Here is a 24,891-nt window from a genome sequence, read left to right on the forward strand (position 1 = left end):
GGGCAGGAACGGCCGGGACGGCTTATTCCGGCGCAAAGAACTCGTTGCCGTGCATGTCCACCAGCTCCAGCGCACGGCCGCCACCGCGGGCCACGCAGGTCAGCGGATCGTCGGCCACCTGCACGTGCAGGCCGGTTTCCTCGGAGATCAGGCGGTCCAGGTCACGCAGCAGGGCGCCGCCACCGGTCAGCACGATGCCGCGCTCGGCAACGTCGGCACACAGTTCCGGCGGGGTCTGCTCCAGCGCCAGCTTGACCGCGCTGACGATGCCCGACAGCGGTTCGTGCAGGGCTTCAAGCACCTCGTTGGAGCTGATCTTGATCATCTTCGGCACACCCTCGGCGAGGTTGCGGCCGGAGATCTCCAGCTCCTGCACCTCGGCCTGCGGGTAGGCACAGCCCAGCTCGACCTTGATGCGCTCGGCGGTGGCTTCACCGATCAGCATGCCGTGGTTGCGGCGCACGTAGTTGGTGATGGATTCGTCGAAGCGGTCGCCGCCGATGCGGACCGAGGCCGAATAGACGATGCCGTTCAGCGAGATCACCGCCACTTCGGTGGTGCCGCCGCCGATGTCGATGACCATCGAGCCACGGGCTTCGGTGACCGGCATGCCGGCACCGATCGCGGCCGCCATCGGCTCTTCGATCAGGTACACGTCACGGGCACCGGCTTCCTCGGCCGATTCCTTGATCGCGCGGCGCTCGACCTGGGTCGAACCGGCCGGCACGCAGACCAGCACGCGCGGGCTCGGGCGCAGCACGCGCGACTTGTGCACCTTCTTGATGAAGTGCTTGAGCATCGCCTCGGTGTAGGTAAAGTCGGCGATGACGCCGTCCTTCATCGGGCGGATGGTGGTGATGTGGCCCGGGGTACGGCCAAGCATCTGCTTGGCCTCGGCGCCCACGGCTGCCACCGAGCGGGTGCCACCGATGGCACGGTCCTGGCGCACGGCCACGACCGACGGCTCGTTCAGCACGATCCCCTGCCCGCGCACGTAGATGAGGGTGTTGGCCGTGCCCAGGTCGATGGACAGGTCGTTGGAGAACATGCCACGGAGTTTCTTGAACATCTGAGGAAGGAGTCCTGAGGGGTGTCGTGCCCGCCGCGGGATGGCGAAAAAATGGGCAGAAATCGAGGCCGACAAGCCTAGCAACCCGCCTGCCGCCGAGCAAGGAAAAAACTAGCTGAACCCGCGTCTTGACAGGCTTTCGGCCGGATCGGGCATCACCCGGTTCTGGCCCTGAGCGGCACCAGCGGGTAACCTTTGCGCCGTCGGGCGCCCAAGGGCGCCGTTTGCTTGCCCGCCGAACCGGGCCGGCCCACCCCAAAATTCACCGCATAGGCTTACATCGATGTCCGCTCTGATCTGTGGTTCTCTTGCCTTCGACACCATCATGGTGTTTCCGGACCAGTTCAAGAATCACATCCTGCCGGACAAGGTGCACATCCTGAACGTGTCGTTCCTGGTCCCGCGCATGCGCCGCGAGTTCGGCGGCTGCGCCGGCAACATCGCCTACAACCTGCACCTGCTGGGCGGCCAGCCGATCCCGATGGGCACCGTCGGCTCGGACTTCGGCCCGTACCGCGAGTACTTCGAAGGCCTGGGCATCGACCTGTCGCGCGTGCGCGTGATCGATGAGCTGTTTACCCCGCAGGCGTTCATCACCACCGACCACGACAACAACCAGATCACCGCCTTCCACCCGGGCGCGATGATGCGTTCCTACGAGAACCACGTGCGCGGCGTGCCGGGCGTGACCCTGGGCCTGGTCGGGCCGGACGGCCGCGAAGGCATGATCCAGAACGCGCAGGAATTCCACGAAGACGGCATCCCGTTCATCTTCGACCCGGGCCAGGCCATGCCGCTGTTCAACGGCCCGGAGCTGCGCGCCTTCATCGACCAGGCCGACTACGTGGTGGTGAACGACTACGAGTCGAACCTGCTGCAGGAGCGCACCGGCTGGGACGAGAAGGAGATCGTCAGCCGGGTCAAGGCCTACATCACCACCCGTGGCCCGAAGGGCGCGGTCATCCACACCCCGGAAAAGAGCTACGACATCCCGCCGGCGCACGAGCGCCGCGTGGTCGACCCGACCGGCTGTGGCGACGCTTTCCGCGCCGGCCTGATCTACGGCATCCAGAAGGGCTACGACTGGCTGACCATCGGCCGCATGGGCAACCTGATGGGCGCACTGAAGGTCGAGCACCCGGGCACGCAGAACCAGCGTTTCACCTTTGATGAGTTCAACGAGCAGTTCAAGCAGCAGTTCGGTTACGCGCTGAGCGCGTAAGCCGAACTGCCCGCGCATCTGCTCGGTGGGTGTCGACCTTGGCCGGCACTACCGGGACCTCCGACCGGCACGTTGCCTGCGCTGTGTAGAGCCGAGCCCATGCTCGGCTCGCACGCGCCAGCGCGATCTGACCGGAGAGCAGCCGAGCGTGGGCTCGGCTCCACATCGTCAGCCGCCCGGCCAGGCCGCCAGCAACGCTCGGCAATCGGCGAGCTGTGCCCTGGTAGGTGTCGACCTTGGTCGACACTGCCGGCCAGCGGCCGGCACTACCGGAATTTCTCACCGGCACGTTGCATGCGCTCCGTAGAGCCGAGCCATGCTCGGCTTGCGCGCGCCAGCGCGATCTGACCGCAGAGTAGCCGAGCGTGGGCTCGGCTCTACACGGTCATGCGGCCTGCCAGGCAGCCAGCAAGGCGCGGCAATCAGCGAAATGCCAGTCGGCGCGACCCGGCCACGGATTCTCCGGCAGGTTGACCAGCACGGTATGCGTGCCGGCCGCGCGGCCGCACTCCAGGTCGTAGGCGTGGTCACCGACCATCACCGCCTCCGCAGGCCCGATGCCCCAACGCCGCAGATGCTGCTGCAGACCATCCGGCGAGGGCTTGGGCACCGCTTCATCGCGGCCGATGATGTCGGCATCGTCGAACAGTTCCCCAACCCCGATCGCGTCCAGCGTCAGCTTCGCCAGCGCATGATCGTTGCGGGTCAGGATGCCCAGCCGGCAACCGTCGGCTGCCAGCGCACGCAGCAGCTTCACCGCACCCGGCGCCGGCAGCGCGTCCTCGGCCAGCGCGCGTTCGTGATCCAGCAGCCACTCACGCTTGGCCTGCGCCGGTGCGTCCGGCAGCGCCGCGATATGGTCGAGGATGTCTTCCTCCGCGGCGATCTGCAGTGCGCGGCGGATCGCGGCGAAATCATGCACGGCTACCGTCAGCGTGCCGTCCATGTCGAACACCCAGTGCCGGATCGCGGACAACGCGTGCACTGCGCTGCCCGTCGCGATCATCACTGCCACCACTGCGGCATGCGGCTGGCGTCGACGCCCCCGGTCTCGAACACGGCCGTACGCGTGCCGCCCGCCTTGACCGGGAACTCGATGCTGATCGACTTGCCCTTGCGCGCCAGCTTCCACAGCGCCTTCTGGTCGGTGATGAACATCGCGATGGCTTCATCGGTCTTCGGGCGCCACGCCGCCATCGACACCGGCTTGCCGTCGTCCACGGTCACCTTCACCGTGCATTGCGGGCAGCGGAAATCACCGGCCTGCAGCACCAGGTAAGCGTGCCGCTTCCACTCCGGGTGATCGCGGAACACCAGCTGCACCGGCTTGGCACCACTGCCGTCCACATCCACCCGTTCCTTGCTGTAGATCGACGCCGAGACCTGGTTGCCCTTGCTGCCGACCGGAATCTGGTTGTATTGCCACAGCCCCTGCATGCGGCGCAGGTCGTGCGCAGCATCGCCCTTGGCCTTTACATCATCGAAACCGGCGGCGATGCGCTCGGCGGCGGCGGTGTCCTTGTACTGGTCCAGCAGCGAGGCGCCATGCAGGCGCGCGCGCTCCCAGTCCTGTGCGGCCACGGCCATGTCGTACTGCTTGGCGACGTCCTCGGCCTTGGCCTCCTTCTGCGCCTGCACGGCCGCCGCGGCGGCTTCCTGCGCCTTGCGCTCTTCCTCGGGATTGCTGCAGGCGGCCAGGGCCAGGGTGCAAGCGGTGAGCAGGATCAGTCGTTTCATGGCGGAGGTCCTTTGCGGGTGCATCCCGATTCTATCGGCAGCGAAAAGCGGATACACCAACGGCGGGTTTCCCCGCCGTTGGTGGTGAAGCAATGACCGGTTGCCGGCCGGCGGCCGGCACGACCGCTTACTTGGCTTCCGCCTTGGCCAGCATGTCCTGCACCGAGGCCGTGGTGATCGGGTGGTAGCCCGGCTTGGCCTTTTCGAAGGCCTGCTTGGCCAGCTCCAGACCCTTCGGCGTCTTCACCAGTTCGGCGTAGATCGGCATGATCAGCTTGCGACGGCCGACGCGCTCGATGAACGCAGCCGCGCCTTCATTGGCCTGCTCGTAGCCGCTGCGGATCGCCAGCGGGTACCAGCGCATGGCGATCTCGCCATTCGGGGTGCCGGTGAAGTGGAACGCCTTGTCCAGCGTGGCCAGCTTGTCCAGCGGCTGGGTCGCGCCCAGGCCGTCAATGAAGCGCACCCATTCCTGCGTGCTCCAGTCGGCGATGACCTGGCTGCTCGGCACCGTGCCAGCGCTGACGAAGGCGATGCGCGCGGTATCGACGCTGCTGAAGTTGCGCGACTGCGCCTTGACCGCGAACGCCGGGATGCCCGGCTCGTCCAGCCAGGCCTTCAGTTCGGCCTCGGTCACGGCCGACGGGTTCTTCGGCAGCAGGTTCTTCTTCATGTAGTCGACGAACTGGTCGGTGTTCGCGCTCTGGAAGGCGTGGTCATCGAACCAGCCACGCAGGAACGGATCGAAGGTCTCGCGACCGAAGCGCTGTTCCAGGAACTCCAGGAACCACGAACCCTTGACGTAGGCCACCTGGCTGAGGGCTTCGTCGGGGTCGCGCTCGTTCAGCGGCGGCAGCGCCAGCGCCTGGTCGGCCGGGCTCATGTCCTTCACTTCGGCCAGCAGGTCGGTCTGGTCGATCTGCTTCTCCATCTCGGCCATCTCCTTGCCGTACAGGGCTTCGGTGATGCGGCCCTGGACGTAGGTGGTGAAGCCTTCATTGAGCCAGATGTCCTTCCAGCTGGCGTTGGTCACCAGGTTGCCCGACCAGCTGTGCGCGAGTTCGTGCGCGACCAGCGAGACCAGCGACTTGTCGCCGACGATCACGGTCGGGGTGGCGAAGGTCAGGCGCGGGTTTTCCATGCCGCCGAACGGGAACGACGGCGGCAGCACCAGCATGTCGTAGCGGCCCCAGCGGTATTCGCCGTACAGCTTCTCGGCGGCACCGATCATCTTCTCGGTGTCTTCGAATTCCTTGGCGGCCTTGTTGACCATGGTCGGCTCGGCCCAGACGCCGGAGCGGCCGGAGATCGGCTCGAACACCAGGTCACCGGCGGCGATGGCCAGCAGGTAGGACGGAATCGGCTGCGGCATCTTGAAGGTGTAGTCACCGTCACGCGCGGCCTTCGGATCGTTGTCGGCGCTCATCAGCACCATCACGTCCGGGCGCGACACCACGTGCGCGCTGTAGGTGAAGCGCACGCTCGGGGTGTCCTGCAGCGGCACCCACGAACGGGCGTGGATGGCCTGCGACTGGCTGAACATGAAGGGCAGCTTCTTGCCCTCGGTCATCGACGGTGCCAGCCACTGCAGGCCCGAGGCGGTCGGTGCGGTGTGGTAGGTCACTTCCACCTTGGCCGGCTGTTCCGGGGCCTCGATGGTCAGCTTGCTGCCGAACACCTTGTCAGCGGCGGCCAGCTCGAACTTCAGCGGGCTGCGTGCGCCATCGGCGGCGACGGCCTCGACCTTGGACACGGTCAGCTCGCGGGTGTCGAGCACCAGCTGCTTGGCGTCCTTCTGCTTCCATTCCAGGGTGTAGGTGGCGGTGCCGCCGATCTGCTTCTGGTCGAAGTCCAGCTTCAGATCCAGCGCGATGTCCTTGATGACGACCTTGTCCGGCTCGGCGTACGAGCTTTCGTCGTGGCTGCGGTTCTCGGCGTTCACGGGGGCGGCAGGGGCCTTTTCGGCAGTCGGGGCGGCGGCGGGCGCGGCCGCCTCCTGGGAACAGCCGGCGGCCAGGGCCACGGCCAGCGGAAGGAGCATCAGCGGATTACGCATGAATCGGGACCGTTACGGGGTTCAAACCCCAATGGTACCTCCCTCTGGCCCCGCAGGCGTTGCGCGGTGCGGGGTAATGCGGCCAAGGCCGATCCTGCGGCTGCGCCGCGGGCAGGGCCAACCTTGGTTGGCACGAATCTCTCATCGCATGTGGCAGGCCCGTGCCGACCAAGGTCGGCACCTACCAGAGCGGATCACCGCAGCGGCCGAGTGCCAACCAAGGTCGGCCCCCAGGGGCAAGGCTTACAGCTTGTAGCCGGAATGGATCGAGACGATGCCGCCGGTCAGGTTCTTGTAGTGGCAGCGCTCGAAACCGGCCTGCCCCATCATCGCCTTCAGCTCTTCCTGCGGCGGGTGCTTGCGGATGCTCTCGGCCAGGTACTGGTAGCTGTCCGAATCGTTGGCGAACAGCTTGCCCAGCTTCGGCAGGATCCTGAACGAGTGGAAGTCGTAGATCGGCTTGAACCAGTCGGCGGTGACTTCGGAGAACTCCAGCACACGGGCCTGCCCGCCCACCTTCAGCACGCGGTACATCTCGCGCAGGCCGGCGTCCTTGTCGGTCACGTTGCGCAGGCCGAAGGCAATCGTCACCAGGTCGAAGCTGTTGTCCGGGAACGGCAGGGCTTCGGCGTTGCACTGCACGTAGTCCAGGCCGAGCACCAGGCCACGGTTGGTCAGGCGGTCACGGCCGACCGACAGCATGCCGGCGTTGATGTCGCCCAGCACCACCGAGCCTTCATCACCCACGCGCTCCTTCAACAGGGCGGCGATGTCGCCGGTGCCGCCGGCCAGGTCGAGCACGCGGTCGCCCGGCTTCACCTGCGCGGTGGCCACGTAGTAACGCTTCCACGCCCGGTGCACGCCCAGGCTCATCAGGTCGTTCATCAGGTCGTAGTTGCGCGCGACCGAGGTGAACACCTGGCCGACCAGCTTCTGCTTGTCCTTGGCGGCGACGTCGCGGAACCCGAAATGGGTGGTACCGGCTTTGTAGGGGGATTCGCTCATGGCCCCGATTATCGCACCGCCGGGGGCCAGCGGCACCCCCTGCCCGTATCATGGCGGGCCACGACTTACCGGAGCCCCCGCATGATCACCACGCCCGACTACCAGGCCCTGCTGCAGACCGCCATCGCCGAAGCCCGCCAGGGGCTGGCCGAAGGCGGCGTGCCGATCGGCGCGGCGCTGTACCACAACGACGGCCGCCTGCTCGGCTGCGGCCACAACCGCCGCGTGCAGGAGGGCGACCCGTCCGTGCACGGCGAGACCGACGCGTTCCGCAAGGCCGGCCGCCAGCGCCGCTACCAGGACACCATCATGGTCACCACCCTGGCCCCGTGCTGGTACTGCTCGGGCCTGGTGCGCCAGTTCAACATCGGCACCGTGGTGGTGGGCGAATCACGCACCTTCCAGGGCGGTATCGACTGGCTGCGCGGAAACGGCGTCAACGTGATCGACCTGGACAGCCAGGAATGCGTGGACCTGCTGGGCGGTTTCATTGCGCAGCATCCGGAGATCTGGAACGAAGACATCGGTGAATGATCACCACGCAGTGTCCTGTTGAACCCATTTAATGAACGCTTCAGTGCCGGCACGCCCTAGTGCCGGCAGCGTTTGCGGCCATTGCCGTGAACTCGTGCGCAGTCAGCTGCGCAACCCGCACACGCTGCGATAACACCCCGCCCGGCTGCCGCGCCTAGGGTGGGGTTACCGGGACTTCCTTCCCCGGCGGAGCCAGCCATGTGCGCGCACGCCGTACGACCTACGCCAGACTCGATCATCGACCCGATCCGCGAACGCCTGCAGCGGCAATATGCGCTGCACCGCCGCGGCGCCTTGTTCTGGACCGCCTACCAGCGCATGCAGCTGGAGCTGGTCCGTCGTCATCCGCTTGACCACGAGCGCCTGTGCAACGCGATGGCCAACCTGGCCGAAGATCTCGGTGCCGTCGAGCATGCGCAGTTGGTCGGACATGCCAACGCCAGCTCCACATCGCGCTGACGCGGCATGCACCGCCACATACGCCACACTCCGATGAACCCCCACTCCCTTTCCACTCAACCGAACTGGATTGTCATGCACGCTGAAGTTCCCACCATTCCTCCGGTCATCAACGTAGACGCCGAGCTTGACCACTGGCGCCGCCAACATGCCGAAGGCGCACTGCCGCACAACTCGTTCGGCTCCTACGTGCCGTGGATCAAGTTCGCCTGCGATTCGCTGATCACCCAGCCGCGCGCCAGCGAGGCCGAACGTGACGAGATGTTCCAGACCCAGTACGCCCTGCAGATCATGCCGCGACTGAGTGAAGCCCAGGCGCGCGAGTTCGTCGACCGTTGCTGGCAGCACGTCTACCAGAGCAGTCCGGTGCGCAGCCTGCAGGCACCGCGGTTGCAGCGCATGCGCGCCTGATCGCCGTTGCACGGCGCCTGCACGGGCCACTGCCGATCATCCTCGTCACCTGAGTGGGGCGACGACGATGAAAGTACGAAACCTGTTCAATACGATCGCCAAGAAGGCCGCGGCCGCCACCGGCTCGCCGTGGACCTTCCTGGCTGCAGTCGCGATCGTGGTGATCTGGGGCATCACTGGCCCGGTGTTCGGTTTCAACGACACCTGGCAGCTGGTGATCAACACCGGCACCACCATCATCACCTTCCTGATGGTGTTCCTGATCCAGCACACGCAGAACGCAGATACGGCCGCGATGCAGATCAAGCTGGACGAGCTGATCCGGGCGACGGCCGAAGCCAACAACGAACTGTTGGATCTGGAAGAGCTGGACGAGGAGCGACTGGAAGAGATCCGCGCCGAGTACGAGCGCATGGCCCGCGAGGCCGGTGACGCGCTTCTGCGCGTGCGCGCCTGCCGCGCTGCCCCGCGCGATGATGAAGCGATCTGATGCTCGCGCCAGGCCATGCCCGGCGAGCACGAAGCGCGGTCCGTCCCAGATGTCAGTCATGCAGGAACGAAACGCCGCCGGGCGTAGCCCGGCGCTACCGTTATCGAATGGCTGCTCAGCTACGCTCGTGCCAGCCGCCGCCGAGCACCTTGTACAGGGTGATGCGGTTGGCCTGCTGCGCCAGCTGCGCCTGCAGCTGGGTCTGCTGCGCGTTGTAGGCGGTACGCCGCGCATCCAACAGGGTAACGAAGCTGTCCAGGCCGGCGTCGTAGCGAGCCTGCGACAGGCGATTGGCCTGTTCGGCGGCTTCCACCAGGCGCTGCTGCGCGCTCACCTGCTCATCCAGGCTGACATTCAGCGCGAGTGCGTCCGCGGTTTCGCGGAAACCCACCTGGATCGACTTCTCGTACTGCGCCAGCGCGATATCGCGATCCGCATTGGCAATGGCCAGGTTGGCGCGCAGCTTGCCGCCCTGGAAGATCGGCAGGGTGATCTTCGGCAGGAAACTCCACACGCGGGTGCCGCTGTCGAACAGGTTGGACAGTTCATTCGAGCCACTGCCGATGCTGCCGGTCAGCGAGATGCTCGGGAAGAACGCTGCGCGTGCCGCACCGATGTTGGCGTTTGCGGCCAGCAGCTGGTGTTCGGCGGCCATGATGTCCGGGCGCTGCAGCAGCACGTCGCTGGGCAGGCCGGCCGGCGGCGGGGCCAGTGCCAGCAGCTGCGGTTCGATGCTGTCCGGCAGCAGCGCCGGATCAAGCTGGCCGCCGGCCAGCAGCGCCAGCGCATTGCGGTCCTGGGCCAGCTGGCCACGCAGGCGTGCAGCATCCGTACGTGCGGTTTCCACCAGCGTGCGGGTCTGGCTCAGCTCCAGCGCCGAACTGCCGCCACGTTCGTGACGGGCTTCGGCCAGGCGCAGCGAATCCTCGTAGGTCTTCAGCGTCGCCTCGGCGATCTTCAGTTGCTGCGCGTCGGCCCCGTAGGTCAGCCATGCGGTGGCGGTCTCGGCCACCAGGCTCAGCTGCGCGTTGCGGCGGTTGGCGGCGACGGCGAAGTACTGCTGCAGCGCCGCTTCGCTGAGATTACGCACGCGGCCGAACAGGTCCAGTTCGAACTCGGCCACGCCAACACCGGCGCTGAACTGCTCGGTGACGCCCGCATCGGTACCGCGACGTTCCATCTGGCCGGTGACGGCCACGCCGGGCACGCGATCGGCGCGCTGCACGCGGTACTGGCCGCGTGCGCGTTCAACATTGAGCACGGCCACGCGCAGGTCGCGGTTGTTCTGCAGCGACTGCTCGATGACCTGCTGCAGGCGTGGATCGGTGAAGAAGTCCCGCCAGCCGACGGCGGCGACATCGGCCACCTGGCCCTGCGCAGCTTCGGCCGGCCACTGCGCTGGGATGGCAGGTGCAACGGCGGTGTTTTTCGGCGCCAGGGTGGAGCAACCGGCCAGCGCAAGCGCGGCGGCCAGGGATACAGCAAGAGAAGAGCATTTCATGGCGACACCTTGGGGGTCACGGTGGTAGCGCCGGGCCATGCCCGGCGGCTACGCGGTGAGGCATCCGCCGGGCACGGCCCGGCGCTGCCGGATTTCATCACGTCGTGGATTTGCGCTTGAACACGCGCTGCACCACCACGAAGAACAGCGGCACGAAGAACACGCCCAGTACCGTGCCGACGATCATGCCGCCGAGCACGCCGGTGCCGATCGCCTGCTTGGCGCCTGAGCCGGCACCGGTGGAGATCGCCAGCGGTACCACGCCCATGCCGAAGGCCAGCGAGGTCATCACGATCGGGCGCAAGCGGTCGCGCACGGCGTGCATGATCGACTCGATCAGGCCTGCGCCCTTCTCCAGGTTCTCCTTGGCGAACTCCACGATCAGGATCGCGTTCTTGCTGGTCAGGCCCACCGTGGTCAGCATCGCCACCTGGAAGTAGATGTCGCGTTCCAGGCCCTTGAAGGTGTTGGCCAGCACCGCGCCGAGAATACCCAGCGGGGCCGCCAGCAGCACCGCGGTCGGCACGCTCCAGCTCTCATACATCGCGGCCAGGCACAGGAACACGATCATCAGCGACAACGTGTACAGCAGCGGCGTCTGCGAGCCGGCCTGGCGCTCCTGGTAGGACATCGCCGTCCACTCGATGCCGAAGCCTGCCGGCAGCTGCTTGGCCAGCTGCTCGATCTCGGCCATGGCGTCACCGGAGGCGACACCCGGGGCCGGTTCGCCCTGGATTTCCATCGCCGACACACCGTTGTAGCGCTCCAGACGCGGCGAACCGTAATCCCAGTGCTTGGTGGCGAACGCGCTGAACGGCACCATCTCACCCTTGTCGTTCTTCACGGACCAGAGGTCGAAGTCCTCCGGGACCATGCGGAACGGCTGGTCGGCCTGCACGAACACGCGCTTGACGCGGCCGCGATCGACGAAGTCATCGATGTACGAGCTGCCCCATGCGGCAGCCAGGGTGCCGTTGATCTGGTCGATCGACAGCCCCAGCGAGGTCGCCTTGGCCGCGTCGATGTCGATGCGGAACTGCGGCGTGTCCTCCTGGCCGTTCGGGCGCACGTTGGCCAGCTTCTTGCTGCCCGCAGCGAGGCCCAGCAGCTGGTTGCGTGCGGCCACCAGCGCCTCGTGGCCCTGGCCGCTGTTGTCCTTCAGGAAGAAGGTGTAACCCGAAGCGGTACCCAGTTCCGGAATGGCCGGCGGCGGGAAGGCGAAGATGAAGGCATCCTTGATCTGGCCCAGTGCCGCCATTGCGCGACCGGTGATCGGCATCACGCCATTGTTGGCGTCACGCTCGCTCCAGTCCTTCAGCTTGACGAACGCCATGCCCGCGTTCTGGCCCATGCCGGCGAAGCTGAAGCCCTGCACCGAGAACACCGAGTCCACCGCATCCTTTTCGTTCTGCAGGAAGTGGTTTTCCAGCGCCGCGATCGATTCCAGCGTGCGTTCCTGGGTGGCACCGACCGGCGCCTGCACCAGCGCCATCAGCACGCCCTGGTCTTCGTTGGGCAGGAACGAACTGGGCAGGCGCACGAACAGCACGCCCATCAGCACGAACAGCGCCGCAACGATGCCCATGAAGCGCCACGGACGATGGATGATGCCGCGCACGCCACGCTGGTAGCTTTCGCTGGTGCGGTCGAAACCGCGGTTGAAGCCATTGAAGAAACGGCCGGCCAGGCCGCGATGGGCAACATGGTGCTCGCCCTTCTTCAGCGGCTTGAGCATGGTCGCGCACAGCGCCGGGGTCAGCACGATCGCAACCAGCACCGACAGCGCCATCGCCGACACGATCGTGGCCGAGAACTGACGGTAGATCACGCCGGTGGAACCGCTCATGAAGGCCATCGGCACGAACACCGCCGACAGCACCAGGCCGATGCCCACCAGCGCGCCAGTGATCTGGCCCATCGACTTGCGGGTAGCCTCGAGCGGAGACAGCCCTTCCTCGGACATGATGCGCTCGACGTTCTCCACCACCACGATGGCATCGTCCACCAGCAGGCCGATCGCCAGCACCATCGCGAACATGGTCAGCATGTTCACCGAGAAGCCCAGCATGGCCAGCACGCCGAAGGTACCCAGCAGCACCACCGGCACGGCGATGGTCGGGATCAGGGTGGCGCGGAAGTTCTGCAGGAACAGGTACATCACCACGAACACCAGTACGATCGCTTCGATCAGGGTCTGCACCACGCCCTTGATCGACACGCGCACGAACGGGGTGGTGTCGTACGGGATCTCGGCCTTCAGCCCGGCCGGGAAGAAGCCCTTCATGTCCTCCAGCGCCGCATCCACGCCGGCGGCGGTATCCAGCGCGTTGGCGCCTGTGGCCAGGGTCACCGCCAGGCCGCTGGCCGGCTGGCCGTTGTAACGGGTGACGAAGTCGTAGGACTCGGCACCCAGTTCGACGCGGGCGACATCGCCCAGGCGCAGTTCGGCACCGTCCTGCGCGCCGCGCACGATGATGTTGCGGAACTGCTCCGGGGTCTGCAGGCGCGACTGCGCGTTGATGGTGGCGTTGAGCTGCTGGCCCTTCACCGACGGCGCACCGCCGAGCTGGCCGATGGCCACCTGGGCATTCTGTGCCTTCACCGCCGCGGTCACTTCGGCAACCGACAGGCCGTAGGTGTGCAGCTTGTTCGGGTCCAGCCAGATGCGCATCGCGTACTTGCCACCGAACACCTGGATGTTGCCCACGCCCGGCACGCGGCTCAGACGATCAACGACATTCGAACCGACATAGTCGGCGATGTCGTTGGCGTCCATGCTGCCGTCCTCGGACACGAACGCGATGACGTTCAGGAAGCCCGAGCTGGACTTGGCTACGTTGATGCCCTGCCGCTGCACTTCCTGCGGCAGCAGCGGCATGGCCAGCTGCAGCTTGTTCTGCACCTGGACCTGGGCGATGTCCGGGTTGGTGCCGCTCTCGAAGGTCAGGGTGATGGTGGCCTGGCCGTTGGACGAGCTGTTGGAGGAAAAGTAGATCAGGCCATCAAGGCCCTTCATGTTCTGCTCGATGATCTGCGTCACCGAGTCCTCCACCACCTTGGCCGATGCACCCGGGTAGGTGGCGCTGATTTCAACCGCCGGCGGTGCGACGTTGGGGTACATCGAGACCGGCAGCTTGAACAGGGCCAGGCCGCCGGCGAGCATGATGATGATGGCGATGACCCACGCGAAGATGGGTCGATCGATGAAAAAGCGTGCCATGGGGTTCTCCGCTTACTTCGCGTCGCCGGCCGGGGCGGCAGGCTGGGCGGCAGCTGCCGGCTTGGCCGGAGCAGCGCCCTTCTCGGTGGCCTTGACCGGCATGCCGGGGCCGATCTTCTGCAGGCCTTCGACGATGACCTTGTCGCCGGCCTTCAGACCGTCCTCGACCAGCCACTTGTCGCCAACCGTGCGGCTGACCTTGACCGGGCGCACCTCAACCTTGTTGTCCTTGCCGACCACCATCGCGGTGGTATCACCCTTCGGATCGCGGGCGATGCCCTGCATCGGCACCAGCACCGCATCGCTGCGCACGCCGCCGCCGATCACCGCGCGTACGTACATGCCCGGCATCAGCAGGCCGTCCGGGTTGTCCACCTTCACGCGCAGGCTGAAGCTGCCGGTGGTCGGATCGACGCTGACCTCGGAGAACTCCAGCGTGCCCTTGTGCTCGAAGGTGCTGCCGTCTTCCATCAGGATGCTGACCGGCAACGTCTGGTTGTCCTGCAGGCGGCCGGCGGCCAGCTCGCGGCGCAGCTGCAGCAACTCGGCCGAGGACTGGGTCAGGTCGACGTAGATCGGGTCCAGCTGCTGCACGGTGGCCAGTGCATTGGCCTGGCCGGCGCTGACCAGCGCACCCTGGGTAACGCTGGACTTGCCGATGCGGCCGCTGATCGGCGCAGTAATGCGGGCATAGCCGAGGGTGACGTTGGCCGCATCCAGCGAGGCCTTGGCGGCACCGACATCCGCCTCGGCCTGCTTCTGCGCGGCCACGGCGTTTTCCAGATCCTGCTGGCTGACCGCATCGACCTTCGCCAGCTCGGTGATGCGCCTGGCGCTCAGGCGGGCGGCATTGGCGGTGGCTTCGGCGCGGGCCAGCTGGGCGCGGGCGCTGTTGGCCTGGGCACGGTAGCTGGCGTCCTCGATCTGGTACAGCGGCTCGCCGGCCTTGACCATGCCGCCCTCGGTGAACAGGCGCTTGGCAACGATGCCGCTGACCTGCGGGCGCACTTCAGCCACCAGGAAAGCATTGGTACGGCCCGGCAGTTCGCGGGTCAGGCCCACGGTCTCGGACTTCAGCGTGACCACGGTGACGTCGCCAGGTCCCTGCTCGGGGGCCTGGGGTTGGCCGCCACAGGCAGCCACGGTCGCGGCGATGGCCAGCGACAGCGCGATGGGTCGGATTCGGCTCAGCAACATGACGGAAAGGCTCTTGGGGGAAGGGATCTCAAAACGCGCTGATACAGGCCGAAAGCGCCAGCAGACAACGCTCACCGGCGGGGAGCAGCAGCCGGCAACGGCCTGCCACGCACACGGCGGGAATGATGGGTGCGAAATATACATACATGATTGTTTGTTTGTAAATCGGTACAATTCAGCCACGTTTCACCCGCACTCGTACTCACACCCATGGCCCGCAAGACCAAAGAGGACACCCAGGCAACCCGGGAAGGCATCCTTGACGCCGCCGAAGCCTGCTTCCATGAACACGGCGTGGCCCGTACCACGCTGGAGATGATCGGTGCCCGCGCCGGCTACACCCGGGGCGCGGTCTACTGGCACTTCAAGAACAAGAGCGAGGTGCTGGCCGCGATCGTCGAACGCGTGCACCTGCCTTTCATGCAGGAGCTGGAGCGCACCTCGACCGACCAGCGCGATACCCCCGTGCACGACCTGCGCGCGGTGATGATCCACTCGTTCATCGAGCTGTCCGAGGACGAGCGCCTGCGCAAGACCATGGAGATCATGCTGCGAAGCGATGCCTCCGCCGATACCCGGGTACTGACCGAACTGCAGCAGGCGGGATTCCGCGACGCCCTTGAGCGGATGGAGCGCGCCCTGCGACGTGCGGGTGATCTGGGCCAGCTGCGCGACGGCGCCGACCCGAAGATCGCTGCGCGCATGCTGCACGCCACCATCCTGGGCGTGCTGCATGGCGCGATGGTCGAGCCGGAGCTGATGGACCTCAAGCGCGACGGCATGCTCGCGCTGGACATGACCCTGGCCGCCTACGTGAAGGAAGGCGTGTTCGTGCCGGGCACGGTGCCCGAGCCGCTGCCGGAGGTGTGAGGGTCGCCGGGCGTGGCCCGGCGCTGCCGTGGTAGATCCACGCCATGCGTTGATGCGAACGGACAAACAAAAAAGGCCGCCTTTCGGCGGCCTTCTGTGGGGAACCTGGCATTACAGGATGTAGCGGCTCAGGTCCGGGTCCTGCACCAGCTCACCCAGGTGTGCATCGACGTAGGCGCTGTCGATGGCCAGGGTCTCACCATCGCGGTCCGGTGCCTCGTAGCTGAGCGAATCCAGCAGGCGCTCCAGCACCGTGTGCAGCCGACGCGCACCGATGTTTTCCTGGCGCTCGTTCACCTGGAAGGCGATCTCGGCCAAGCGCTCGATGGCGTCGGCGGTGAAGCTGACCTTGACGCCTTCGGTGGCCAGCAGCGCTTCGTACTGCTTGGTCAGCGCGGCCTTCGGCTCGGTCAGGATGCGCACGAAGTCACCCTTGCTCAGCGCGCCCAGCTCGACGCGGATCGGGAAGCGGCCCTGCAGCTCCGGGATCAGATCGCTGGGCTTGGCCAGGTGGAACGCGCCGGAGGCGATGAACAGGATGTGGTCGGTCTTGATCGTGCCGTACTTGGTGGAAACGTTGGAGCCCTCCACCAGCGGCAGCAGATCGCGCTGCACGCCTTCGCGCGACACGTCGCCACCACCGACGTTGTCACCGCGCTTGGCGACCTTGTCGATCTCGTCGATGAACACGATGCCGTGCTGCTCGCAGGCTTCGATCGCCGCGGTGCGGATGTCGTCTTCGTTGACCAGCTTGCCGGCCTCTTCCTCGATCAGCAGCGGACGCGCGGCCTTGATGGTCAGCGTGCGCTTGTGCGCCTTGGCGCCGCCGCCGAGGTTGGCGAACATCGACTTCAGCTGCTGGCCCATTTCCTCCATGCCCGGCGGGGTCATGATGTCCATGCTCACGTTCGCGGCCAGGTCGAGCTCGATCTCGCGCTCATCCAGCTCGCCGTTGCGCAGCATCTTGCGGAACTTGATGCGGGTCTCGTTGTCCTGCGCCGACGGCTCGTTGCGCGCCACTTCCGGATCGAAACCGATGCCACCGCTGCGGCGTGGCAGCAGCGCATCAAGGATGCGGTCTTCGGCGCGTTCTTCGGCCTGGGTACGCACGCGCACCTTGGCCTGTTCGCGATAGAGCTTCACTGCGGTATCGGCCAGGTCGCGGATGATCTGCTCCACGTCCTTGCCGACATAGCCGACTTCGGTGAAGCGGGTCGCTTCGACCTTTACGAACGGCGCGTTGGCCAAGGTGGCCAGGCGGCGCGCGATCTCGGTCTTGCCGACGCCGGTGGGGCCGATCATCAGGATGTTCTTCGGCATCACTTCATTGCGCAGCTCAGGGACCAGCTGCATGCGGCGCCAGCGGTTGCGCAGGGCGATGGCCACCGCGCGCTTGGCGTCGTGCTGGCCGACGATATGCCGGTCCAGTTCCTGCACGATCTCGCGCGGGGTCATGGTGGCGGAGGAAACTTCGATCTTCGACATGGATGTGCTCACGAATTCAGATGCATGTAGAGCCGAGCCATGCTCGGCTGACGGGCAGCCCTGCCGAGCATGGCTCGGCACTACAGAAGAGCGGTCAAAGCTCCTCGACCACCACGTTGCGGTTGGTGTAGATGCAGATGTCGCCGGCAATGCCGATCGCCTCGCTGGCGATGGTGCGTGCATCCAGCTCGGTGTGTGCCATCAGCGCACGCGCAGCCGAAAGGGCGTAGGAGCCACCGGAACCGATGGCGATGATGCCGTCCTCCGGCTCGATCACATCGCCGGTGCCGCTGATGATCAGCGAGGTTTCCTTGTCGGCCACGGCCAGCAGGGCTTCCAGCTTGCCCAGGCGGCGTTCGGTACGCCAATCCTTGGCCAGCTCGACGGCGGCGCGCTGCAGCTGGCCATGCTTTTCCAGTTTGGCCTCGAACAGCTCGAACAGGGTGAAGGCATCGGCGGCGGCACCGGCGAAGCCGGCCAGCACCTGGCCATCGCGGCCGAGGCGGCGCACCTTGCGCGCGTTGCCCTTCATCACGGTGTGGCCCAGCGTGACCTGGCCGTCGCCAGCAATGGCCACGTGCTCGCCGCGACGGACGCAGACGATGGTGGTGGCGTGGAAAACGTTGGGGTTCTGACTGGGGTCCATGGTGCCTCCGGGGTGACAGAACCAGAGGTGGGGACTGCCCCGCGTCCTTCAAGCCACCCGCAACCGGCTGCCGCAGGGACAACGTTCAGCTTTCTCCGCCGCCCACGTTGCCGTTGCGGCGCTTGGCGCGCGGGTGCGCGGCATCGTAGACCTTGGCCAGATGCTGGAAGTCGAGGTGGGTGTAGATCTGCGTGGTAGCGATGTCGGCATGGCCGAGCAGTTCCTGCACACCACGCAGGTCGCCGGAGGATTCCAGGATGTGGCTGGCGAAACTGTGTCGCAGCATGTGCGGGTGCACGTGCTTGAACAGGCCCTGGCGCTGCGCCAGCTGGCGGATGCGGATCTGCACCGCGCGTTGGCTGATCGGCCCGTTGCGGCCGGGGAACACTGGCGAGGCCGGGCCACCGCCACTTTCCGCGCGCCACGCCTGCAGCGCTTCGCGCGCCGGCCGGCCGAACGGCACCCGCCGCTGGCGGTTGCCCTTGCCCAGTACGTTGACCAGGCCACTGTCGAAATCCAGGTCGCGCCAGGTCAGTGCGCATACTTCGCTCAGGCGCAGGCCCGACGAATAGAACAGCTCCAGCAGCGCGCGATCACGGCGGCCCAGCTCGCCTTCCGGCTCCAGCTCGACCAGCTGCACGGCTTCGTCGGCATCGAGCACCTCCGGCAACCGGCGCGGCGCACGCGGCGCCTTCAGCGTCGCGGCTGGGCTGACCTCGATGCGGCCATGCTTGAGCAGCCACGCGTAGAAGCTGCGGCAGGCGGACAGGCGGCGCTGCAGGCTCTTGGCCGACAGGCCACGCCGATGCTCGTCGGCAACGAACTGGCGCAGCGCGTCGGCATCCAGGGCCTCGACCGCCACACCGCGCGGCTCGGCCCACAGCGACAGCGCGTCCAGGTCGCGTCGGTAGGCGTCGAGCGTATGCGCCGACATCCGCCGCTCCACCTGCAGGTGCTGCAGGAAGGCCTGCACCGCGCTCATCGTCGTGTCCTGCTCAGCCCGCGAAGCGCTTCAGGCCGGCGACCAGGGCGTCGCCCATCATGCGCAGGAACAACGTGCCCATGCCCGGATAGAAGCGGTTCGGGTCATGGCTGCCGACCGCGATCAGGCCCACACCCGGCAGCGGCAGCAGCGCGGTGGTCTGCACTTCCTCGCTGCGCACGCCGTACAGCACGGCGTTCTTTTCCGGCTGCAGGCGGCCGCAGATCGGTTCGCCGTCCTTCAGGCAATCGCGGAATGGACCCAGCTGCGGATCATCGGCGGCGATCACCTGCAGCCAGTCGGCCTGTTCCAGCCCGGCCACCGGCGTGTGCACCACCAGCCGCACCAGATCACCGGCGAAATCTTCCTGCAGCGACGCGGCCATCGCACGCAGGGTGTCGGCGGCGTTGTCCTGCTTCATCAACGCCAGGGTCAGCTGGTGCGTGCGCACCGCCAGGCGTTCGTTGACCTGGGCAGTCGCGCCCAGATCGGCCAACCGTCGCGACAGCTCGCGGTTCTTCTCGCGCAGCACTTCCAGCTGGTAGCTGGCCAGCGACGCGGTCGGGCCGTCATCGCGTGGCACCACCAGGGTCAATGCCAGGTCCGGGAACTGCTTCAGGAAGCCCGGATGACGCCGCAACCAGGCAGCGACTTCGTGGGCCCCGAGCTTGTCGACGGTTTCGGTCATGCGATCCACTCCCCTTCGAAGACGAATGCGGTCGGGCCGGCCATCACCACCGGCTGGCCATCGCCTGGCCACTGGATGCGCAGGTCGCCACCGGGCAGGCTGATGCGTGCATCGCGCTGCAGGCGTCCACGCTGCATCAGGGTCACTGCGGCGGCGCAGGCGCCACTGCCACAGGCCAGCGTCTCACCGACGCCACGCTCGAACACGCGCAGGCGCGCATGCTCCGGGCCCATGACCTGGGCAAAGCCCACGTTCACCGAGCGCGGGAACGACGCGTGCTGCTGCAGCAGCGCACCGACGCGCTCGACCGGTGCAGCATCGATCAGGCCCACCTCGATCACCGCGTGCGGGTTGCCCATCGATACCGCGGCGAAGCGCACGCTCTCACCCTGCAGCGGCAGCAGGTATTCCTCGCGCGCATGGGCAAAGCCCATCAGCGGCACGTTGGCCGGCTCGAACGCGGGCACGCCCATGGTCACTGCGTACTGCCCATCGCCCAGCACCGTCACTTCGTGGCTGGCCAGCGGGCTGTCGATGACGAACTGCTCCCCCTGTGCACTGCCCTCGCGCACCAGCCAGGCCGCGATGCAGCGCGCGCCGTTGCCGCACTGTTCGGAATTGGAGCCGTCGGCATTCCAGATCCGGTACGAGGCGACCGAGCCTTCCGCGCGCGGCGCTTCGATGGTCAGGATCTGATCGCAACCGACGCCGGTGTGACGGTCGGCCAGGCGCGCGGCCAGTTCAGGCGTGGGCGGCAAGGTACCGTCACGCAGGTCGATCACTACGAAATCATTGCCCGCGCCATGCATCTTGCTGAAACGCAGGGCCTTGGAACCGCCCTTACTCATTCCCGCCGTCCACCGGCTTGATCGGGTCCGGAGTGACCGAAGGGCTGCCGTCACTGGTCGGCTGGGTGGCGGCCGGGGTGGTCGCCGGGGTCGCTTCAGGCGCAGCTGCCGGTTCAACGGTTTCTTCCACCGGCACCGGCTTCTGCGGCAGTACCAGCGGGCCCTTGTTGCCGCAGGCGGCAAGGAACAGCAGCGAGGCCGCTGCCAGCGGAATCAGGATGGCGTTTCGATGGGGGATCTTCATGCCCCGAGTATAGCCATTGGCGGCTGAGCGGTTGGTAGAGTCGGCTGTTGGTCGACCGCTCTTGCAACGGCCGTGAAAAACCCGCGCTGCGCGCGATAGTCGACCAACAGTCGAGTCTACCCTCCCTGACCACCCGCCACGGGCCGCCCACGGCGGGCCATGTTCAGCCTTCTGGCGGCGGCAGCGGCCGGGTCCACAGCCAGATCGCCACCACGGTCATACTGCCGATCGAGAACCACTTCACCCAGGCGATCGGCACGCACCACAGCATGATGCCGGCGCACACCGCCATGGTGATCGTGGCCATCCACTTGCCGTAGCGGCTCACCGCACCATGGGCCTGCCAGTTGGCGATGGCCGGGCCGAAGCGCGGATGCTGCAGCAGCCAGGCATGCAGGCGCTCGGAGCCGCGCGAAGCGGCCCAGGCCGAAATCAGGATGAATACGGTGGTCGGCAGGCCCGGCACGAAGATGCCGACGATGCCGGTGCCCAGGCTGACGTAGGCCAGCAGCCACCACGCCCAGCGGAAACGCACCACGCGCGACGTCGTGGTGGCGTCGCGAGGGGCGGAAGGATCTGGCGCGCTCATGGCCGCAAGGATACCGGTTCAGGGTGCCAGGCAACGCCCGGCACCCCGTTCACCGTCACGGCTGGGCGATGCCCAGCTGCTGCAGCACGAACGCATACGACTCGGACAGTTCGCGGTAACGCTGGAAGCGCCCCGACTTGCCGCCGTGGCCGGCTTCCATGTTGGTGCGGAACAGGATCGGGTAATGGCCGGTGTTGTCGTCACGCAGCTTGGCCACCCACTTGGCCGGTTCCCAGTACTGCACCTGCGAATCCCACAGGCCAGTGCCCACGAACAGCGCCGGGTAGGCCTGCTTCCTGACGTTGTCGTAGGGCGAGTAGGACAGCATGTAGTCGTAGTACGGCTTCTGCTCCGGGTTGCCCCACTCGTCGTACTCGTTGGTGGTCAGCGGAATGGTCGGGTCGAGCATGGTGGTGACCACGTCGACGAACGGCACCTGCGCCACCATCACGCGGTAGTCCTGCGGCGCCTGGTTGGCCACCGCGCCCATCAGCAGGCCACCGGCGCTGCCACCGGAGGCCGCCACGCGATCCTTCGCCGCCCAGCCCTGCGCCACCAGGCCACGGGTGACGTCGATGAAGTCGTTGAAGGTGTTCTGCTTGTGCAGCAGCTTGCCGTTCTCGTACCAGTCGCGGCCCATTTCCTGGCCACCGCGGATATGGGCGATGGCATACACCACGCCACGGTCGAGCAGGCTCACCGCGGTCTGGTTGAAGTACGGGTCCATCGACATGCCGTAGCTGCCGTAGGCGTACTGGAACAGCGCGCCCTTGCCGTCCTTCTGGTAACCCTTGCGGTAGACCAGCGACACCGGCACCTTCACCCCATCGCGCGCGGTGATCCAGACGCGGTCGGTCTCGTACTTCGAGGCGTCATAGCCGATCACCGGCTGCACCTTCAGCTGGCGCCGCTCGCCGGTGGCGGTATTCAGTTCGAACACCGTGGTCGGGGTGGTCATCGAGGTATAGACATACCGCAGCCACGGAGTGTCGGCCTCGGTGTTGTCGCCCAGGCCCATCGAATAGGCCGGCTCGTCGGCCTTCACGTAGTCGCTGCGGCCATCCTTGAACAGCAGGCGGATGCGTTCCAGGCCCTGCGAACGCTCGGCGATGGCGGTGTAGCTGTCGAACAGCTCAAAGCCTTCGATGAACACGGCATCGTCGTGCGCGATCCAGTCCTTCCACTGCGCGCGCGAGGTCGCATCGGTCGGTGCGGTGACCAGCTTGAAGTTCTTCGCACCGTCGTTGGTGCGGATCACCCAGCGGCCATCGTAGTGGTCAGCGTCGTACTCGACGTCGCGCTGGCGCGGCGCCAGCACGGTGAACGTGGTCGGGTCGCTGGCGGGTGCGTAGCGCTCTTCCGAGGACACGGTGCTGTGCACGCCGATGGTGATGAAGCGATCGTCGCGGGTGCGGCCGATGCCCATGTAGAAGCTGTCGTCCTTCTCTTCGTAGACGACGGTGTCGGCGCTGGCCGGGGTACCCAGCACGTGCTTCTTCACCCGCACGGTCAGCAGCGTTTCCGGATCGTTCTCGACGTACAGCACGGTGCGGTTGTCGTCGGCCCAGACCAGGTCACCGGAACTGCCGGTGATCACATCGGGCAGCACCTTGCCGGTGGCCAGGTCCTTGAAGCGGATCGTGTACTGGCGACGGCCGACGTCATCCTCGGCCCAGGCCAGCAGCTGGTTGTCCTGGCTCACTTCCATCGAGCCGACGCTGAAGTAGCCCTTGCCGGCAGCCATCGCATTCACGTCCAGCAGGATTTCTTCGGCCGCGTCCATGCTGCCCTTGCGGCGCGCATGGATCGGGTAGTCCTGGCCGGTCTCGAAGCGGCTGTAATACCAGTAGCCGCGCTCGCGCGCCGGCACGCTGGAATCGTCCTGCTTTATACGGCCGACGATCTCCTTGTACAGGGTGTCTTCCAGCGGCTTCAGCGGCGCCAGCAGCTGGTCGGCATAGGCATTCTCGGCCTGCAGGTAGGCCAGCATGTCCTTGTTCTCGCGCTTGTCGTCACGCAGCCAGTAGTAGTCATCGTTGCGGGTCGCGCCAAACGGCGCCTTGACCACATGCGGATGCTTGGCGGCGTCCGGCGGAACAGGCAGGGGGGCGGCGTTGGCAGTGGTGGTCATCAGGCTGGCGAGCAACAGGCAGAGGGTGGATTTCATGAAATAAGGCTCCAGGCGCTTCAATGCAATGGTCTTCGACGGGGTCAGATCCCTTTTCCCGAAAAGGGATCTGACCCCAATCGCGGCGATGCAGCAACCCTGCGGATCGTCATGGTGCGGTTCCTGCTGGGGTCGGAGCCCTTTTGCATGCAAACGGGATCCTCGCCCGGCGCGCGGCGTACCATGGGCACATGAGTACCCTGCCCCACACGCCGGGCTACAGCCGGCGCAGCCATGAAATCGCCCCGTTCCACGTGATGTCCCTGCTGGCCCGCGCCCAGGCGCTGGAACAGGCGGGCCACGATGTGATCCACCTGGAGATCGGCGAGCCGGACTTCACCACCGCCGAACCGATCGTGCGCGCCGGCCAGGCCGCACTGGCTGCCGGCCACACCCGCTATACCGCGGCACGCGGCCTGCCGACCCTGCGCCAGGCCATCAGCGGCTTCTATCGCAGCCACTACGCGCTGGACATCGACCCCGAACGCATCCTGGTCACCCCCGGCGGCTCGGGCGCACTGCTGCTGGCCAGCAGCCTGCTGGTGGACCCTGGCCGCCACTGGCTGCTGGCCGACCCCGGCTACCCGTGCAACCGCCACTTCCTGCGCCTGGTGGAAGGCGGCGCGCAGCTGGTGCCGGTCGGGCCGGAGACCGCCTATCAACTCACCCCAACGCTGGTCGAACAGCACTGGAACGCGGACAGCGTCGGCGCGCTGGTCGCCTCACCGGCCAATCCCACCGGCACGGTGTTGTCCGCCGACGAACTGGCGGCGTTGTCGAAGGCACTGCACGCGCGCGGCGGCCATCTGGTGGTGGACGAGATCTACCACGGCCTGACCTATGGCGTGGATGCCCCCAGCGTGCTGCAGGTGGATGACAGTGCGTTCGTGCTGAACAGCTTCTCCAAGTACTTCGGCATGACCGGCTGGCGGCTGGGCTGGCTGGTGGCACCACCGGCGGCAGTACCGGATCTGGAGAAGCTGGCGCAGAACCTGTACATCAGCGCATCGAGCATTGCCCAGCATGCGGCGCTGGCGTGTTTCAGCGACGAAGCGATGGCGATCTTCGAACAGCGCCGGGAGGCATTCCGCCAGCGCCGCGACTTCCTGTTGCCGGCATTGCGTGAACTGGGCTTCCGCATCGAAGTCGAGCCGCAGGGCGCGTTCTACCTGTACGCCGATGTCAGCGCGTTCACCGACGACGCGCAGGCGTTCTGCGCGCATTTTCTGGAAACCGAGCACGTGGCATTCACGCCGGGGCTGGATTTCGGTTTCCACCGTTCGAACCAGCACGTGCGGTTGGCCTATACGCAGGAAGTGCCGCGATTGGAGGAGGCGGTGGAGCGGATCGCGCGTGGGTTGAAGAGCTGGGGCACCTGATCACCCTGCTCGAACAGCATCCACGCATGGCGTGGATCTACTGGCTCCACGCCACGTGGATACGCGGACCCAACGAAAAACGCCGCCCGAAG

The 24,891-nt window shown here is 66.5% G+C and carries 23 protein-coding genes; 7 read left to right on the plus strand and 16 right to left on the minus strand.

What is annotated here, in order from left to right; all coding sequences use genetic code 11:
• Positions 1 to 22: 22 nt before the first annotated feature.
• A complete protein-coding gene (locus QP512_RS17410; RefSeq protein WP_005411077.1) occupies positions 23 to 1,069 on the minus strand; it encodes a rod shape-determining protein in 1,047 nt (348 codons plus the stop codon).
• 283 nt (positions 1,070 to 1,352) lie between these two features.
• Between QP512_RS17410 and QP512_RS17415 the strand changes: the two genes are divergently transcribed.
• Positions 1,353 to 2,291, plus strand: a complete 939-nt coding sequence (locus tag QP512_RS17415; RefSeq protein ID WP_019660686.1) for a carbohydrate kinase family protein — start codon at positions 1,353 to 1,355, stop codon at positions 2,289 to 2,291.
• Positions 2,292 to 2,676: 385 nt separating this feature from the next.
• Here the strand turns inward: QP512_RS17415 and QP512_RS17420 are convergent, their stop codons facing one another.
• From QP512_RS17420 to ubiE, 4 genes are all read right to left on the minus strand, one after another.
• The gene (locus QP512_RS17420) at positions 2,677 to 3,297 is read right to left on the minus strand and encodes an HAD family hydrolase (RefSeq protein WP_286069930.1); all 621 of its coding nucleotides are present in this window, start codon (positions 3,295 to 3,297) and stop codon (positions 2,677 to 2,679) included.
• A complete protein-coding gene (locus QP512_RS17425; RefSeq protein WP_286069931.1) occupies positions 3,297 to 4,028 on the minus strand; it encodes a hypothetical protein in 732 nt (243 codons plus the stop codon). Before QP512_RS17425 ends, QP512_RS17420 begins: the two co-directional genes overlap by 1 nt.
• Before the next feature lie 127 nt (positions 4,029 to 4,155).
• Entirely contained in the window at positions 4,156 to 6,084 is a 1,929-nt protein-coding gene (locus QP512_RS17430) for a M1 family metallopeptidase (protein ID WP_286069932.1), read from the minus strand.
• A gap of 243 nt (positions 6,085 to 6,327) precedes the next feature.
• Positions 6,328 to 7,089: a bifunctional demethylmenaquinone methyltransferase/2-methoxy-6-polyprenyl-1,4-benzoquinol methylase UbiE gene (ubiE, locus tag QP512_RS17435; protein ID WP_286069933.1), complete on the minus strand. Its 762-nt coding sequence runs from the start codon at positions 7,087 to 7,089 to the stop codon at positions 6,328 to 6,330.
• A gap of 81 nt (positions 7,090 to 7,170) precedes the next feature.
• On the opposite strand from ubiE, the gene QP512_RS17440 reads away from it, so the two are divergent.
• From QP512_RS17440 to QP512_RS17455, 4 genes are all read left to right on the plus strand, one after another.
• Complete coding sequence (locus tag QP512_RS17440) at positions 7,171 to 7,623, plus strand: nucleoside deaminase (RefSeq protein ID WP_107231974.1); 453 nt, start codon at positions 7,171 to 7,173, stop codon at positions 7,621 to 7,623.
• A gap of 198 nt (positions 7,624 to 7,821) precedes the next feature.
• Positions 7,822 to 8,082: a hypothetical protein gene (locus QP512_RS17445; protein ID WP_286069936.1), complete on the plus strand. Its 261-nt coding sequence runs from the start codon at positions 7,822 to 7,824 to the stop codon at positions 8,080 to 8,082.
• A 75-nt stretch (positions 8,083 to 8,157) separates the two neighbouring features.
• On the plus strand, positions 8,158 to 8,493 hold the full coding sequence (locus QP512_RS17450) for a hypothetical protein (protein ID WP_005411085.1): 336 nt from the start codon (positions 8,158 to 8,160) through the stop codon (positions 8,491 to 8,493).
• 67 nt (positions 8,494 to 8,560) lie between these two features.
• The gene (locus QP512_RS17455) at positions 8,561 to 8,983 is read left to right on the plus strand and encodes a low affinity iron permease family protein (RefSeq protein ID WP_286069938.1); all 423 of its coding nucleotides are present in this window, start codon (positions 8,561 to 8,563) and stop codon (positions 8,981 to 8,983) included.
• 115 nt (positions 8,984 to 9,098) lie between these two features.
• On the opposite strand, the gene smeF is transcribed toward QP512_RS17455, so the two are convergent.
• The 3 genes from smeF to smeD form a co-directional block, all read right to left on the minus strand.
• Positions 9,099 to 10,484, minus strand: a complete 1,386-nt coding sequence (gene smeF, locus QP512_RS17460) for a multidrug efflux RND transporter outer membrane subunit SmeF (protein ID WP_286069939.1) — start codon at positions 10,482 to 10,484, stop codon at positions 9,099 to 9,101.
• A gap of 97 nt (positions 10,485 to 10,581) precedes the next feature.
• Positions 10,582 to 13,704: a multidrug efflux RND transporter permease subunit SmeE gene (gene smeE, locus QP512_RS17465; protein WP_286069941.1), complete on the minus strand. Its 3,123-nt coding sequence runs from the start codon at positions 13,702 to 13,704 to the stop codon at positions 10,582 to 10,584.
• 12 nt (positions 13,705 to 13,716) lie between these two features.
• On the minus strand, positions 13,717 to 14,901 hold the full coding sequence (smeD, locus tag QP512_RS17470; RefSeq protein WP_286069943.1) for a multidrug efflux RND transporter periplasmic adaptor subunit SmeD: 1,185 nt from the start codon (positions 14,899 to 14,901) through the stop codon (positions 13,717 to 13,719).
• Between the two features lie 210 nt (positions 14,902 to 15,111).
• Between smeD and smeT the strand changes: the two genes are divergently transcribed.
• Entirely contained in the window at positions 15,112 to 15,771 is a 660-nt protein-coding gene (smeT, locus tag QP512_RS17475) for an efflux transporter SmeDEF transcriptional repressor SmeT (protein WP_286069945.1), read from the plus strand.
• A 111-nt stretch (positions 15,772 to 15,882) separates the two neighbouring features.
• Here the strand turns inward: smeT and hslU are convergent, their stop codons facing one another.
• From hslU to QP512_RS17515, 8 genes are all read right to left on the minus strand, one after another.
• Positions 15,883 to 17,256 carry an ATP-dependent protease ATPase subunit HslU gene (gene hslU / locus QP512_RS17480; RefSeq protein WP_087924230.1) on the minus strand — a complete coding sequence of 458 codons (1,374 nt, stop codon included), beginning with the start codon at positions 17,254 to 17,256 and terminating at the stop codon, positions 15,883 to 15,885.
• A 94-nt stretch (positions 17,257 to 17,350) separates the two neighbouring features.
• Positions 17,351 to 17,902, minus strand: a complete 552-nt coding sequence (gene hslV / locus QP512_RS17485) for an ATP-dependent protease subunit HslV (RefSeq protein WP_005411093.1) — start codon at positions 17,900 to 17,902, stop codon at positions 17,351 to 17,353.
• Positions 17,903 to 17,987: 85 nt separating this feature from the next.
• Positions 17,988 to 18,884 (minus strand): tyrosine recombinase XerC, encoded by an 897-nt coding sequence (gene xerC, locus QP512_RS17490; RefSeq protein WP_286069949.1) that lies wholly within the window; start codon positions 18,882 to 18,884, stop codon positions 17,988 to 17,990.
• Between the two features lie 13 nt (positions 18,885 to 18,897).
• Positions 18,898 to 19,572 (minus strand): DUF484 family protein, encoded by a 675-nt coding sequence (locus QP512_RS17495; RefSeq protein ID WP_286069950.1) that lies wholly within the window; start codon positions 19,570 to 19,572, stop codon positions 18,898 to 18,900.
• The gene (dapF, locus tag QP512_RS17500) at positions 19,569 to 20,420 is read right to left on the minus strand and encodes a diaminopimelate epimerase (protein WP_286069951.1); all 852 of its coding nucleotides are present in this window, start codon (positions 20,418 to 20,420) and stop codon (positions 19,569 to 19,571) included. Before dapF ends, QP512_RS17495 begins: the two co-directional genes overlap by 4 nt.
• A complete protein-coding gene (locus tag QP512_RS17505; protein ID WP_286069953.1) occupies positions 20,413 to 20,664 on the minus strand; it encodes a lipoprotein in 252 nt (83 codons plus the stop codon). Before QP512_RS17505 ends, dapF begins: the two co-directional genes overlap by 8 nt.
• A 163-nt stretch (positions 20,665 to 20,827) precedes the next feature.
• On the minus strand, positions 20,828 to 21,253 hold the full coding sequence (locus tag QP512_RS17510) for a YbaN family protein (protein ID WP_286069954.1): 426 nt from the start codon (positions 21,251 to 21,253) through the stop codon (positions 20,828 to 20,830).
• Between the two features lie 55 nt (positions 21,254 to 21,308).
• Positions 21,309 to 23,420, minus strand: coding sequence for a S9 family peptidase (locus QP512_RS17515; protein ID WP_286069955.1), 2,112 nt, complete (start codon positions 23,418 to 23,420; stop codon positions 21,309 to 21,311).
• Positions 23,421 to 23,611: 191 nt separating this feature from the next.
• Here QP512_RS17515 and QP512_RS17520 point away from each other — a divergent pair, with 191 nt between their 5' ends.
• Positions 23,612 to 24,799, plus strand: a complete 1,188-nt coding sequence (locus tag QP512_RS17520; RefSeq protein ID WP_286069956.1) for a pyridoxal phosphate-dependent aminotransferase — start codon at positions 23,612 to 23,614, stop codon at positions 24,797 to 24,799.
• Positions 24,800 to 24,891: the final 92 nt, after the last annotated feature.

This window comes from Stenotrophomonas sp. 57 (assembly GCF_030291075.1).
Classification (GTDB): Bacteria; Pseudomonadota; Gammaproteobacteria; order Xanthomonadales; family Xanthomonadaceae; genus Stenotrophomonas.

Excerpts from the sequence above, each read along its gene's own strand:
- QP512_RS17410 (WP_005411077.1), bottom strand. The coding sequence starts at position 1,069 with ATGTTCAAGAAACTCCGTGGCATGTTCTCCAACGACCTGTCCATCGAC.
- QP512_RS17415 (WP_019660686.1), top strand. The coding sequence starts at position 1,353 with ATGTCCGCTCTGATCTGTGGTTCTCTTGCCTTCGACACCATCATGGTG.
- QP512_RS17420 (WP_286069930.1), bottom strand. The coding sequence starts at position 3,297 with ATGATCGCGACGGGCAGCGCAGTGCACGCGTTGTCCGCGATCCGGCAC.
- QP512_RS17425 (WP_286069931.1), bottom strand. The coding sequence starts at position 4,028 with ATGAAACGACTGATCCTGCTCACCGCTTGCACCCTGGCCCTGGCCGCC.
- QP512_RS17430 (WP_286069932.1), bottom strand. The coding sequence starts at position 6,084 with ATGCGTAATCCGCTGATGCTCCTTCCGCTGGCCGTGGCCCTGGCCGCC.
- ubiE (WP_286069933.1), bottom strand. The coding sequence starts at position 7,089 with ATGAGCGAATCCCCCTACAAAGCCGGTACCACCCATTTCGGGTTCCGC.
- QP512_RS17440 (WP_107231974.1), top strand. The coding sequence starts at position 7,171 with ATGATCACCACGCCCGACTACCAGGCCCTGCTGCAGACCGCCATCGCC.
- QP512_RS17445 (WP_286069936.1), top strand. The coding sequence starts at position 7,822 with ATGTGCGCGCACGCCGTACGACCTACGCCAGACTCGATCATCGACCCG.
- QP512_RS17450 (WP_005411085.1), top strand. The coding sequence starts at position 8,158 with ATGCACGCTGAAGTTCCCACCATTCCTCCGGTCATCAACGTAGACGCC.
- QP512_RS17455 (WP_286069938.1), top strand. The coding sequence starts at position 8,561 with ATGAAAGTACGAAACCTGTTCAATACGATCGCCAAGAAGGCCGCGGCC.
- smeF (WP_286069939.1), bottom strand. The coding sequence starts at position 10,484 with ATGAAATGCTCTTCTCTTGCTGTATCCCTGGCCGCCGCGCTTGCGCTG.
- smeE (WP_286069941.1), bottom strand. The coding sequence starts at position 13,704 with ATGGCACGCTTTTTCATCGATCGACCCATCTTCGCGTGGGTCATCGCC.
- smeD (WP_286069943.1), bottom strand. The coding sequence starts at position 14,901 with ATGTTGCTGAGCCGAATCCGACCCATCGCGCTGTCGCTGGCCATCGCC.
- smeT (WP_286069945.1), top strand. The coding sequence starts at position 15,112 with ATGGCCCGCAAGACCAAAGAGGACACCCAGGCAACCCGGGAAGGCATC.
- hslU (WP_087924230.1), bottom strand. The coding sequence starts at position 17,256 with ATGTCGAAGATCGAAGTTTCCTCCGCCACCATGACCCCGCGCGAGATC.
- hslV (WP_005411093.1), bottom strand. The coding sequence starts at position 17,902 with ATGGACCCCAGTCAGAACCCCAACGTTTTCCACGCCACCACCATCGTC.
- xerC (WP_286069949.1), bottom strand. The coding sequence starts at position 18,884 with ATGAGCGCGGTGCAGGCCTTCCTGCAGCACCTGCAGGTGGAGCGGCGG.
- QP512_RS17495 (WP_286069950.1), bottom strand. The coding sequence starts at position 19,572 with ATGACCGAAACCGTCGACAAGCTCGGGGCCCACGAAGTCGCTGCCTGG.
- dapF (WP_286069951.1), bottom strand. The coding sequence starts at position 20,420 with ATGAGTAAGGGCGGTTCCAAGGCCCTGCGTTTCAGCAAGATGCATGGC.
- QP512_RS17505 (WP_286069953.1), bottom strand. The coding sequence starts at position 20,664 with ATGAAGATCCCCCATCGAAACGCCATCCTGATTCCGCTGGCAGCGGCC.
- QP512_RS17510 (WP_286069954.1), bottom strand. The coding sequence starts at position 21,253 with ATGAGCGCGCCAGATCCTTCCGCCCCTCGCGACGCCACCACGACGTCG.
- QP512_RS17515 (WP_286069955.1), bottom strand. The coding sequence starts at position 23,420 with ATGAAATCCACCCTCTGCCTGTTGCTCGCCAGCCTGATGACCACCACT.
- QP512_RS17520 (WP_286069956.1), top strand. The coding sequence starts at position 23,612 with ATGAGTACCCTGCCCCACACGCCGGGCTACAGCCGGCGCAGCCATGAA.